The 11,997-nt window shown below is 70.5% G+C and carries 12 protein-coding genes; 8 read left to right on the top strand and 4 right to left on the bottom strand.

Annotation, left to right across the window (positions count from 1 at the left end; all coding sequences use genetic code 11):
- The first annotated feature begins 74 nt into the window (after nucleotides 1-74).
- Both JYK18_RS29185 and JYK18_RS29180 read left to right on the top strand, forming a co-directional pair.
- Nucleotides 75-1,004: an SMP-30/gluconolactonase/LRE family protein gene (locus JYK18_RS29185; RefSeq protein ID WP_206806645.1), complete on the top strand. Its 930-nt coding sequence runs from the start codon at nucleotides 75-77 to the stop codon at nucleotides 1,002-1,004.
- A 134-nt stretch (nucleotides 1,005-1,138) separates the two neighbouring features.
- A complete protein-coding gene (locus tag JYK18_RS29180) occupies nucleotides 1,139-2,557 on the top strand; it encodes an NAD(P)/FAD-dependent oxidoreductase (protein ID WP_206806644.1) in 1,419 nt (472 codons plus the stop codon).
- On the opposite strand, the gene JYK18_RS29175 is transcribed toward JYK18_RS29180, so the two are convergent.
- Nucleotides 2,541-3,272, bottom strand: coding sequence for a FadR/GntR family transcriptional regulator (locus JYK18_RS29175; RefSeq protein ID WP_307796116.1), 732 nt, complete (start codon nucleotides 3,270-3,272; stop codon nucleotides 2,541-2,543). The genes JYK18_RS29180 and JYK18_RS29175 overlap by 17 nt on opposite strands.
- Nucleotides 3,273-3,383: 111 nt before the next feature.
- Here JYK18_RS29175 and JYK18_RS29170 point away from each other — a divergent pair, with 111 nt between their 5' ends.
- The 3 genes from JYK18_RS29170 to JYK18_RS29160 are packed head-to-tail and all read left to right on the top strand — an operon-like array spanning nucleotide 3,384 to nucleotide 6,253.
- On the top strand, nucleotides 3,384-4,490 hold the full coding sequence (locus JYK18_RS29170) for a sugar ABC transporter substrate-binding protein (RefSeq protein ID WP_307796115.1): 1,107 nt from the start codon (nucleotides 3,384-3,386) through the stop codon (nucleotides 4,488-4,490).
- 21 nt (nucleotides 4,491-4,511) lie between these two features.
- Complete coding sequence (locus JYK18_RS29165; RefSeq protein ID WP_206806641.1) at nucleotides 4,512-5,498, top strand: ABC transporter permease; 987 nt, start codon at nucleotides 4,512-4,514, stop codon at nucleotides 5,496-5,498.
- Nucleotides 5,495-6,253, top strand: a complete 759-nt coding sequence (locus JYK18_RS29160; protein ID WP_206806640.1) for an ATP-binding cassette domain-containing protein — start codon at nucleotides 5,495-5,497, stop codon at nucleotides 6,251-6,253. Before JYK18_RS29165 ends, JYK18_RS29160 begins: the two co-directional genes overlap by 4 nt.
- On the opposite strand, the gene helR is transcribed toward JYK18_RS29160, so the two are convergent.
- A complete protein-coding gene (gene helR, locus JYK18_RS29155; protein WP_206806639.1) occupies nucleotides 6,209-8,431 on the bottom strand; it encodes an RNA polymerase recycling motor ATPase HelR in 2,223 nt (740 codons plus the stop codon). The genes JYK18_RS29160 and helR overlap by 45 nt on opposite strands.
- A 203-nt stretch (nucleotides 8,432-8,634) precedes the next feature.
- On the opposite strand from helR, the gene JYK18_RS29150 reads away from it, so the two are divergent.
- Nucleotides 8,635-9,204 (top strand): hypothetical protein, encoded by a 570-nt coding sequence (locus JYK18_RS29150; protein WP_206806638.1) that lies wholly within the window; start codon nucleotides 8,635-8,637, stop codon nucleotides 9,202-9,204.
- On the opposite strand, the gene JYK18_RS29145 is transcribed toward JYK18_RS29150, so the two are convergent.
- Nucleotides 9,166-9,663 carry a pyridoxamine 5'-phosphate oxidase family protein gene (locus JYK18_RS29145; protein ID WP_206808194.1) on the bottom strand — a complete coding sequence of 166 codons (498 nt, stop codon included), beginning with the start codon at nucleotides 9,661-9,663 and terminating at the stop codon, nucleotides 9,166-9,168. The genes JYK18_RS29150 and JYK18_RS29145 overlap by 39 nt on opposite strands.
- A gap of 42 nt (nucleotides 9,664-9,705) precedes the next feature.
- Between JYK18_RS29145 and JYK18_RS29140 the strand changes: the two genes are divergently transcribed.
- Complete coding sequence (locus JYK18_RS29140) at nucleotides 9,706-10,287, top strand: TetR/AcrR family transcriptional regulator (protein ID WP_206806637.1); 582 nt, start codon at nucleotides 9,706-9,708, stop codon at nucleotides 10,285-10,287.
- A 27-nt stretch (nucleotides 10,288-10,314) separates the two neighbouring features.
- Nucleotides 10,315-10,992: a class I SAM-dependent methyltransferase gene (locus JYK18_RS29135; protein ID WP_206806636.1), complete on the top strand. Its 678-nt coding sequence runs from the start codon at nucleotides 10,315-10,317 to the stop codon at nucleotides 10,990-10,992.
- Here JYK18_RS29135 and JYK18_RS29130 read toward each other — a convergent pair.
- Entirely contained in the window at nucleotides 10,973-11,899 is a 927-nt protein-coding gene (locus JYK18_RS29130; RefSeq protein ID WP_206806635.1) for an ADP-ribosylglycohydrolase family protein, read from the bottom strand. The genes JYK18_RS29135 and JYK18_RS29130 overlap by 20 nt on opposite strands.
- Between the last annotated feature and the right edge of the window lie 98 nt (nucleotides 11,900-11,997).

The following is an 11,997-nucleotide window of genomic DNA, read 5'->3' as shown; positions in this document are numbered from 1 at the left end:
TTGATCCATTTCGCCGGTCTCGCCGACGCGGAAGACTTCTCCCTGCCAGCAGGCTCGGACCCCTGAGGAGAAGCATGTCCCGCACCTTCGGCGCGCTCGCCGCCGTGATCCTCGGCGTTTCACTCGTGACCACCGCACCGGCCGTCGCCGCGCCGTCGCACCCGTACCCCACCGAATTCCCGCTGCCCGACGGGTTCCTGCCCGAGGGCATCGCGATCGGGCACGCCCCCACCGCCTACTTCGGCTCCCGCGCCGACGGCGACCTGTTCCGCGTCGACCTCCGCACCGGCAAGGGCGAGGTGTTCAGCCAGGGCCCCGGCACCCCGTCGGTCGGGCTGAAGGCCGACAAGCGCAACCGGCTCTTCGTCGCCGGTGGTGTCGGCGGTGACGCGCGCGTGGTGGACGCCAAAACCGGCGAGCTGCTCAAGACCTACAAGTTCGCCGCCGACGCGGACACCTTCGTCAACGACGTGGTGATCACCGACGAGGCCGCGTACTTCACCGACTCCCGCAAGGCCGTGCTCTACCGCGTCGCTTTCGGCAAGCACGGGAAGCTGCCGGACACCCACACCGCGCTCCCCCTGTCCGGCTCGTTCGTGGTGACGCCGGGCGTGATCAACGCCAACGGCATCGCCGAAACCCCCGACGGCCGGGCGCTGCTGGTCGTGCAGAGCAACACCGCGCAGTTGCACCTGGTGGACAAGAAGACCGGGGGGGCCGAACTGGTCGACCTCGGCGGCGAGGCGGTGACCAACGGCGACGGCCTGCTGGTCAAGGGGCGCACGCTGTACGTGGTGCAGAACCGGTCCAATGCCGTCGCCGTGTTCACCCTGGCCAAGGACGGCAGCCGCGGCGAGCTGCGCGAGCGGATCACCGACCCGCGGTTCGACGTGCCCACCACGGTCGCCGCCTACGGCAACCGCCTCTACCTGCCCAACGCCCGGTTCACCACGCCGCCCACCCCGACCACGCCGTACAACGCGGTCGCCATCCCGAAGGCCTAGGACAGCAGGGCGACCACACCTGGCGAAGGCGACCCGGCTCGAGGAGCGGTCACGTTCGGCTTCGCTGCCGCCGATCAGGGAGGAGTGGTTTCGGCCCGGTGCGGCCTATACTCAAGGCTTTCCCGGGGGTGGCGATGCGAGCGTGTGTGGTCGGGGCCGGACCCGCGGGGATCGTCACCGCGAAGGTGTTGCTGGAGCACGGCTTCGACGTCACCGTGTACGACAAGTACCCCCGCGTCGGCGGGATCTGGGCCCAGGAGGGCTGCTACCCCGGCCTGGCCAACCAGTCCTCCCGCCGGTTGTTCGAGTTCGCCGAACTGCCCAACCGCCTGCACTACGCCACCGCGGCGGAAAGCCAGCGCTACCTGGAGCACTACGCCAGGACGTTCGGCGTGCTCGACCGCGTTCACCACAACACCGAGGTGGTTTCGGTCAGGCCGGTCGACGGCACCGGCCGGCCGGGCGCCCACGGCTGGATCGTCGAACACGAGACAGCCGAGGAGTTCGACTACCTGGCCATCGCCAGCGGAGCCCACCACCACGGGCACGTCCCCGACCTGCCCGGGCAGTTCGACGGAACCGTGGTGCACTCCAACGACGTGCGCGCCGGGATGTTCACCGGCCGCCGGGTCGTGGTGGTGGGTGGTGGCAAGTCGGCGCTCGACCTGGTCACCCACGCCGCTCGTCTGGCCAAGGCGGTCACGCTGGTGCAGCGCAAGGTGAACTGGATGATCCCGCAACGGCTCCTGTTCGGCACGGTCGGCTACAAGTGGATCCTGATGACCCGAGCCGGTGAGGCGCTCCTCCCCCGCTACCACGATCCCGCCTGCGTCCGCCCCCTCGACCGCGTCGACGCCCGCGTCAAACGCGTGCTGTGGTGGCTGATCACCCGCGACATGCTGTTGTCCGCCGGGCTGTACCGCCTGCCGAAGCGCCTGCGCCCGGACACCGCGCTGCCCTTCCACCTCGCGCACGCCGGGGTGATGCCGCGGGGATACGTGCGGGCCGTCCGCCGTGGTCTGGTCGACGTCAAGATCAGCGAGGCCGAGGCGTTCACCGGCGAAGGGGTGCGACTGGCCACCGGTGAGGAGATCCCGGCCGACGTCGTCGTGTTCGCCACCGGGCACCGCAAGGTCTTCCCGTTCCTGGACCCCGCGGTGCGCGTCCACGATGCCGCCGGGCGGATCCGGCTCTACCGGGGCATCGTGCCGCCCGGCGCCGACCGGCTGGGGTTCGTCGGTTTCCGGCAGGTGTTCAACAACATCATGGGCGTGGAACTCACCGCGCAGTGGCTGGCCCGCCACTTCCGGGGCACGCTGGCCACGTCACCCGGTGCACCGGCGATGGAGGCCGCCGTCGACGCACGCCTGGCGTGGCAGGAACGCGTCCTCCCCGGCTCGAACGGCTACGACTTCGGCCCCTACGACATCCACTGCGCCGACGAACTCATGCACGACATGGGCCTGCCGGCACACCGCACCGGCAACCCGCTGGCCGAGCACCTGCTCCCCGGCGGGGTCGCCCACCGCTACCGCCTCAATCGAGCCGGCTGACCGCGCTCGTGGTGGTCTCGATCAGCCGCCGCATGGCCCGGGCCGCGGCGACCGGCCGGTGCCCGCGCACCGCCACCAGTACCGCGTGGTGCAACGGCAGCGTGGCCTCCACCCCGCCGGGCGCGTGCGAACTGGCCGCCAAACCGTGACGCAGGCTGGTTTCCAGCAACCGGCCCAGCTGCTCGATCAGCTGGTTCCCGCTGGCACGCAACAGGGTCAGGTGGAACGTCAGGTCCGCGTCCACAAAGGACTGCTCCTGTTCGGGCAGCCGCGGCGCGTGCTCGGCCATGCCGGCGTAGGCGGCCTCCAGCGTGGCGACCTGCTCCGGCGTGGCCCGCTCGGCCGCCAACTGCGCCGCACCCGGCTCCACCATCAGGCGCAGCTCCAGCAGGTCGTTGAGGAACTCGGGCGCGGCGACCTGACCGTGCCAGTCGATCACCTCGCGGTCCATCAGGTTCCACTCGTTGCGCGGCCGCACCCGGGTGCCGAGCCGGGGTCGCGCGTCGACCATTCCCTTGGCCGCCAACGCTTTGACCGCTTCCCGCACGCCACCGCGGCTGACCTTCAGCTGCGCCGCCAGCTCCGCCTCGTTCGGCAGCCGACTCCCGTACGACAGCTCCCCGGACACGATGCGCCGCCCGATCCACTCCACGACCTGGCCGTGAATGGTCCGGTGCCTGCCGAGCGGCCCGGCCGCTGAACTGCTGCTCTCCACCGTCGGATCATCGGCGCGGCACCCCCCGGTGTCAAACCGGCGCCCTTGACTCCGTGCCGGAATCATCGAATGATTCAAGCATTGCCGCCGAGACGGATGCGGGGTCGAACAGTGAGGTTCGCGAAGTCCGAAAGCACCACTTCCCGCCGAACCGCGCTGAGCTACCTGGGTGCCGGTGGTGGCGCCCTCGCCGCGAGCGCGCTGCTGACCGCGTGCACCGGTGTGCAGGAAGGACAGAACGGCGGTGGCGGGGCGGGCACCTTCCCGGACACCCCGGACTGGCGGTTCGTCTTCGTCAACCACGTCACCACGAACTCCTTCTTCGTGCCGACGCGCACCGGCATGGCCGACGCCGCAGCCCTGCTCGGCCTGCCCGAACCGCAGTGGACCGGTTCGGAGAACGGCAACGTCGCGCAGATGGCCAGCGCGATGGAGACCGCGCTCAACAGCAAGGTCGACGGCATCGCGGTCGCGCTGACCGACAACAACGCCTTCGTCGAGCCGACCAAGCGGGCGCTGGCCGCGGGCATCCCGGTGATCGCCTACAACGCCAACGCCGCGGGCAACCACGCGCTCGCCTACGTGGGCCAGGACCTGTACCTGTCCGGTTTCCTGATGGGCCAGCGCATCGCCACCAAGGTCACCTCCGGCGAGATCCTGGTCGGCATCTCCCAGCCCGGCGGCAACAACGTGCAGCCGCGCCTCGACGGCATCACCGACGCGCTCAAGCAGGCCGCGCCCGGGGTGACCGTGCGCTCGGTCAACACCGGCGCCGAACAGGCGGGCGAGCTGAACGCGATGACCGCCGCCCACACCGGGAACCCCGGCGTGCAGGGCATCTACGCGGTCGACGCGGGCAGTACCGCGGCCTGCGCGAAGCTGATCACCGACCGCGGCCTGCAGGGCAAGGTCAGCGGCGGCGGGTTCGACCTGCTCGACGACACCATCCAGGGCGTGTCCTCCGGCGCACTGGACTTCACCATCGACCAGTCGCCGTACCTGCAGGGCTTCCTGTCCGTGCTCTACCTCTACCTGTACCGGCTCTCCGGCACGCTGGTCGCGCCACCGGTCACCGACACCGGGCTGACCTTCGTGACCAAGGAGAACGCCGGGCCGTACGCCACAGCGGGCAGCAAGTTCGAAGGCGGCCCGAACAACGCGCTGGTGCCCATGCCGCCGTCGATCCCGCTGCCGCCGCCGTCGACCCTGACCCGCTGAGCGCGGCCGAGGAGTGCACTGATGCCGGAACCGGTCACCGGGCGGTCCTTCCTGCTCGGCGTGCTGCGGGTGAAGGAACTCAGCATCCTGCTGGTCACCATCGCCGCGGCGGGCTACTTCACCGCGACCAGCGACGCGTTCAACTCCGCGGAGAACTACCAGACGATCGCGCAGTACGTGGCCCCGTGGGCGATCATCGCCGCCGGTCAGGTGATGCTGCTGATCTGCGGGGAGATCGACCTGTCCGCCGGGTTCGTGTTCACCCTGGCGCCGTTCACCCTGACGCTGTTCTCGGTCAACGGCGCGCCGCTGTGGCTCGCGCTGCTCGGCGCGGTGCTGGTGAGCACCGCGATCGGCGTGGTCAACGGGCTGATCCGGACCGTGCTGAACATCCCGTCGTTCATCACCACGCTGGGCATGGCCTTCCTGCTCCAGGGACTGGTGCTGATCATCTCCGACGCCCGCCCGGTCAGCGCGCCGTCCGAGGGCTGGCTGGTCGAGGTGTTCGGCGGCGCGCGCTGGTCGGAGTTCGCCTGGGCGGTGGTGATCGTGGCGCTGATGCAGCTGCTGCTGTCGGCGACCCGGTTCGGCATCCACACCCAGGCGGCCGGCGGGAACCCGGTCGGGGCGGCGGAATCCGGTATCCCGGTCAACCGGATCAAGATCATCAACTTCGCGGTGATCAGCACGCTGGCCGGGCTGGCCGGCATCCTGCAGGGCACCCGGGTCGGCTCGTACGACCCGACCAACGGCGGGTTCACCATGATGTTCTTCGCGGTGGCGTCGGCGGTCATCGGCGGCACCGCGCTGCTCGGCGGTTCGGGCACGGTCCTCGGCGCGTTCCTCGGCGAGCTGCTGCTCGGCATCGTGTTCGACGGGTTCAACCTGACCGGGGTCAGCGCCAACGCGTTCAACGTGGTGCTCGGCGCGGCCATCCTGATCGCCATGGTGCTCAACGTTTCGCTGTTGCTGCTGCGGAACCGGATCGGCTCACGGGAGCTGTCATGACCGACGAACCGGCGGTGATCCGGGCCGAGCACGTCAGCAAGCGCTTCGGCCCGGTCAGCGCGCTCACCGACGTCAACCTCCACGTGCGCCGGGGCGAGATCCTCGGGCTCATCGGGGACAACGGCGCCGGCAAGTCCACTTTGCTCAAGATCCTCACCGGGTACCACCAGCCGGACGGCGGGCGGCTGCTGTTCGACGGCGAGGAGGTCGCGTTCAAGTCCGTGGTGCACGCCCGGTCGCTGGGCATCGAGACGGTCTTCCAGGACCTCGCGATGGTCAACGAACTGCCGGTGTACCTGAACCTGCACCTGAACAAGGAACTGGTGCACAGACCGTTCCCGTTCCTGAAGCGCAAGGAGATGCGACGCCGGGCGAGGGAGGCGCTCGACTCGATCGGCATCGACATCCCCTCGGTGACCGCCGAGGTCGGCCTGCTCTCCGGCGGCCAGCGGCAGGCGATCGCGGTCGCGCGCTCGGTGCACTCGAACGCGAAACTGCTGCTGCTCGACGAGCCGCTGGCCGCGATGGGGGCGAAGGAGAGCGGCCTGATCCTGCGCCTGCTGGCCGAGCTGAAGCAACGCGGTGATCTCGCGATCATCCTCATCGCGCACAACTACGGCCAGATCGTCGACGTCTGCGACCGGGTCAACCTCCTGCAGCACGGCGAAATCACCTTCGACCGCCCGTCGGCGGAGACCTCGGTGACCGAGCTACTGGAACTCGTGCACGCCGACTACCGCCTCAACCGGGGCTGACCGCTCCACCGGCTCGAGGCCGGACAGCGCCGACGGCAGCGGGCCCCGGTGCAGCACGCCGAGGCGTTGCGTGGCCCTGGTCAGCGCCACGTACAGCTCGGCGGCCCCCCGCGGACCGGCGAGGATGTGGTCCGGGTCGACCACCAGGACCGCGTCGAACTCCAGGCCCTTGGTTTCCGAGGCCGGCACCGCACCCGGCACGCCCGGCGGCCCGATCACCACGCTGGTGCCCGCACGACCGGCCTCGTCCCGGACGAACTCCTCGACCACCGCGGCGAGTTCGTCCTCGGTGACCCGCCTCGACCACGGCCGGACCCCGCACGCGCGCACCGACTCCGGCGGTTGGACCCCTGGTGCGAACTCGGCGAGCAGTGCCCCGGCCACCGCCATGATCTCCGCCGGGGTCCGGTAGTTCACCGACAATGGCCGGTACACCCAGCGCCCGGGCACGTACCGCTCCAGCATGTCGCCCCAGGCCCGCGCCCCGGCCGCCGACCGGCGCTGGGCGAGGTCGCCCACCACGGTGAACGACCGGCTGGGGCACCGCCGCATCAGCACCCGCCAGTCCATTTCGGACAGTTCCTGGGCCTCGTCGACGACCACGTGGCGGTAGGTCCACTCGCGGTCCGCCGAAGCGCGTTCGACCAGGTCGCGGGTGTCGTGCTCGACGAAGCGGTCCGCCAGGTCCTCGGCGTAGAGCAGGTTCTCGGCCGAGAGCATGATGTCCTCGTCCATCTCCTCCCGGTCCAGCTTCATCACCTCCATCACCCCGGCGGCGTACTCCGCCTCGGCCTGCTGCTCCCGCCGGACCGCCTGCTCCGCGGCCTTCTCCGCCATCGTGTCTTGGCCGAGCAGGTCGACCAGTTCGTCGAGCAGCGGGGTGTCCGAAGTGGTCCAGGCCTCGCCGTCCTCCCGCCACAGCACCTCGTCGGCACCGGCCGCTCGCAACCGCTCACGTGACGCGTACAGCGGACCGAGCAGCGTCTGCGGGGTCAGGATCGGCCAGAGCTCGTCGAGCGCGGCGGCGAACTGCTCGCTCTCGGCGAGTTCCTTGAGCAGGTCCGCGCGCAGGTCCTCCCAGGCCTCCCGGTCCGATCGGGACAGCCAGCCCTTGCCGATCCGGCCGATCGCGCGTTCGGTGAGCACGTAGGTGACGATCTCGGTGAACACCGCGCGGGCCTCGTTGTGCGGTTTGCCGCTGGTGCGAGCCTCCTCCCGCGCCCATTCCGCGGTCGCCGCGTCGATGCGGACGGTGATGTCGGCCAGCGGGATCGACAGCGGCTCCTCGGGCAGCCGCTGCCGGTCCGCGATCGCCGCGGCGAGCACGTCCAGCATCTTCAGCGACCCCTTGAGCCGCGCGGCTTCCGGCTCGTCCTCGGCGGTGACGTGCAGTCCCGGCACGAAGTCGCCCGAGGTCATGAACACCACGTCGGACTCGCCCAGTGACGGGAGCACGCGGCCGATGTGGTTCAGGAACGCCGAGTTGGGGCCGACCACCAGGACGCCGTGGCGTTCCATGCGCTCACGCTGCGTGTAGAGCAGGTACGCGACGCGGTGCAGGGCCACCACGGTCTTCCCGGTGCCGGGTCCGCCCTCGATCACCAGCACGCCGGGGTGGTCGAGGCGGATGATGTCGTCCTGCTCGGCCTGGATGGTCGCGACGATGTCGCCCATGCCGTCGCCGCGAGGCGCGTTGACCGCCGCGAGCAGGGCGGCGTCACCCCGCTCCTCCCCGCCGGGGCGGCCGAAGACCTCGTCGGTGAAATCGAGGACCCGGCGCCCTCGCGTGTGGAACTGACGTCGGCGGCGCATGTTCTCCGGGGTCACGGCGGTGGCCACGTAGAACGCGCGCGAAGCCGGCGCCCGCCAATCGAGCAGCACCGGTTCGTACTCGTTCTCCTCGTCGAAAAGCCCGATCCGGCCGATGTAGGAATGTTCACCCGAAACGGTGTCCAAGCGGCCGAAGCACAGGCCGTTGTCGACCACGTCGAGCCGTTTCACCTCCCTGGCGAGCGCGCGCACGCTGACGTCGCGCTCCATCGCACCCGCACCGTTCCCGCCCAGTGACGCCTGGTACTCGCGCTTCACCCGCGCGCGCTCGGCGTCGAGGCGCCCGTACAGCCCGGCGATGTACTCGCGCTCGGACCGCAATTCGTCTTCGTACCCCTGATTTGACACATGCCCCTCACAGCGGTTAAACTAATCGTAGATGCGGCGGGCTCTCCAGTGGTTTTGGAGGGCACGCCGATTTTTTATTGTCCACCCGTTGTCAAATCGCCCGCGTGCTTTCCGCGGGTTTTGCTTCGGCGAGTGATTCTGCGGCACGACCCGGGTCTTGCCGCAAGCCCCCTGGTGCGCTATATGTTGAAGAGGGCAGGGAAATGCTCGACCCGCGATCCCGCCCGAATCCGCGACCCGCTCCCCTGCTGCACACCCTGCACGAGCACGGTGTCGACTGGGTGCTCAGCGGTTCGGCGGTCCTCCTGCTCTACGGCGCCGACCTCCGGCCGAACGATCTCGACGTGGTCCCCTCGCTGGAGCCCGCCAACCTGCGCAGGCTCGCGGACGTGCTGCTCGAACTGGAAGCGGTACCCGCGCACCACCCGTCGATGCCGCTGGAGAAGTGCCTCGCCTGGACCCCGGAGCCGCCCACGGCCGAGCGGCTGGACCACCTGTTCGTGACCACGGCCGGAATGGTCGACGTCCCGCCGTCGCTCACCGGCACCTACACCGAGCTCCTCCGCGACGCGACCCAGGTGCGCCTCGCCGGTGTCCCGGTCCAGGTGTGCGCGCCGGAGGCCGTGCTCGACCGGCTGCCCGCGCGGCCGCGGCAGAAGGATCTCGGGCGGGCCGGGCAGTACGAGGCGGTCCGCCGGGTGCTGGGCCGCGCCCCTCGCGCGGTCCCCTGGTTCTCAGAGGTAGGCGGCGGTGCTGCCCCCGACCTCCAGTGAAGGCAGGCCGAGCTTGCGGTGGTCCCACGACCGGATCCGCTCGGCGTCGAACCGGACGGCCACGCGCTTGGTGAGCATGAACTCGACCATCGGCTTCACCTCCTCGCTGTAGGGCCCGTTGTACCGCTCCCACACGCTGACCCCGACCGCCCACAGCGCGTCCGGGTCGTCGACGATCTCCGCCCGGCCCTCCATCGCCACGCCCCGCAGCGCGTCGTAGGTGTGCCCGGTCTCGACCATCACCGTCGCCCGGCCGTCGCGGCGCAGGTTCACCGCCTTCTGCGACTTCGCCTTGGTCTCGAACCAGAGCACGCCGTCGAGCACGGCGTACCACATCGCCACCAGGTGCGGCTGGCCCGACGGGCCGACCGTGGCGAGCGTGGCCACGCGCTGCTCCTGGAGGAACGCGGCGATCTCGGCGTCGGACATGACGATCTGCTTGCGCTGGTTCTCGCCCACGGCGGTCTGGCCCTCCACTGAGACATGGTCCAAAATGAGACTATGTCTCGCAGTGAACCCGACGGGCTCGCCGCCCGCAAGAGGCGGGCGACGAACGCCCGCATCGCCGCCTCCGCGGCGCGGCTCGCCGGCGAGCACGGGGTCGCGGGCACCACGGTGGACCGGATCGCGGCCGACGCCGAGGTCGCCAGGGCGACCTTCTTCCGCTACTACGAGACCAAGGAGAGCGCCATCGCCGAGGGCATCACCTGCCCGTGGCTCACCATGGTCACCGACGCGATCGCCCGCCAGCCGTCGCACCTGCCCGCCAAGGCGGCGCTGGTCGCGGCGTTCGCCGAACTCGCCCACGAGTTCCCCGCCCACCGCGACGAGATCTGGGAGCTGGCGCGGCTCACCCGCTCGTCGCCGACGCTCAACGCCTGGACCATGCAGACCTACCACCGCTACGAGCACGCCATCGCGGGGTTGCTCGCGCCGCGCTTCCCCGACGGCGACCCGAGACCGCGGCTGCTCGCCGTGCTGGCCATGGGCGCCATCCGCATCTGCCTCAACGACTGGGTCAGCGAGGGCGGTTCGCTACCGCACCTGATCTCGCGCACGCTCGACGCGATCACCGTGGAATAGGGCGGTTTTCCTGGGTACCGTGGCGTCATGGACGACAGGCCGATCACGGTGGCGCAGCGCAACTTCCGCCGGCATGCCGACGAGCTGGAGCGCATGGGCAACCAGGAGCGCTTCACCTACATCTTCGAGTCGAACCTGTGGGCGTCGGACTCGGTGTCGGGGCCCGGTTCCGAAGCCGACCAGACCGCCGGGCTGCGGGCCGGACTGCCCGGGCTGCTGGCCCGGTTCGAGGTGCGGACGCTGCTCGACCTGCCGTGCGGGGACTTCGGCTGGCTGAGCGAGGTCGAGCTGGGCGTCGAGCGGTACATCGGCGCCGACATCGTCGAGGACCTCGTCGCGCGGAACACCGCGCGGTACGGGCGGGATCGGGAATTTCGCGTGCTCGACCTGACCACCGACGACCTGCCCATGGCGGACGCCGTGCTGTGCCGCGACTGCCTGGTCCACCTGAGCGACGACGACATCCGGCTGGCGATCGCCAACCTGCGCCGCAGCGGGTCGCGGTACCTGCTGACCACGCACTTCGGGGACACCACCGCGAACACCGACATCTCCACCGGCGACTGGCGGCCGCTGAACCTGTGCCTGGCGCCGTTCTCGTTCCCGGAACCGCTGGCCGTGCTGCTGGAGGGGTGTACCGAGGAGGGCGGCGCGTACACCGACAAGGCGCTGGCGCTGTGGGAGATCAGCAGCCTGCCGGGTTAGGGCCCTGGTCCAGTCGTTCCGCGAGGGCGACCAGGTCGCCCAGGTGCAGGGTCTGGTCGGTACCGGGCAAGGGAACGTGGAGGTTCTCGGTCCACGCGGGCGGAATCGCGGCGAAGCCGTAGATGGCGCCCGCGAGACCGCCGGTCACCGCCGCGACGGTGTCGGTGTCGTCACCAAGATCGACCGCGGCGCGCACGGCGTCCTCGAAGGTGGAGGTGGTGCGCACCGCCCAGACCGCGGAGCCGAGGCACGGCCAGACGGCGCCGTTGGGGGTCTCGGGTTGCCACTCGGGTGCCAGCACCGTGGCGTAGCGGGGGCGGTGCTGCGGCTCGACGACGGTCAGGATGTCCGGGAGGGACGCGAGCGGTTCGGCGCCGGTGAAGGCCAGGCGGAGGAGGTCGTGGAAGATCGCCGTGCCCTCCCAGGCCGCCGCGTCGCCGTGGGTGAGCGCGGAGATCTGGCGCGCCGCGATCATCGTGGCCTCGCGGCCCTGCCCGGCGAAGTACACCGCGGAGGTGGTCGCGCGCATCAGCGCCCCGTTGCCCGCCGCGTGGCGGTGGGCCTGGAAGTGCAACGCGGCGGCGCGATCCCACGGATCGCCGCTGAAGAGCACGGCCGACGTCTGCAGGCCGATGTCCTTGGGCCGGCTCCGGGCCCATCGCTGGAACCGGTCGAAGATGTCGGGGAGGTCGAGGTTCCCGCGCTCGATCAGGGAGTGGGCGAGGTGGACGGCCATCTGGGTGTCGTCGGTGGCCTCACCGGGTTCCCAGATGCCGCCGCCGCGCATCTCGCGGTCGGGGCCCGCCTTGGTCAACGCCCCCGCGGGCCCGAACTCGAAGGGCGCCCCGAGCGCATCACCCACGGCTGACCCCACTACCGCCCCCACCACCCGCTCACCCCTCAGCATGGGGCCAGATTAGCCGCCACCCCAAGCGAACCGGTAGCGATTGGCCCCCTTGTCGAACGACTCCCTGATCTCACGCGGCTCCAGGTCGAACACCCGCT

Origin of the sequence: Amycolatopsis sp. 195334CR (genome assembly GCF_017309385.1) — a bacterium.
Classification (GTDB): Bacteria; Actinomycetota; Actinomycetes; order Mycobacteriales; family Pseudonocardiaceae; genus Amycolatopsis.
This window is presented reverse-complemented; position numbering and strand designations above follow the sequence as displayed.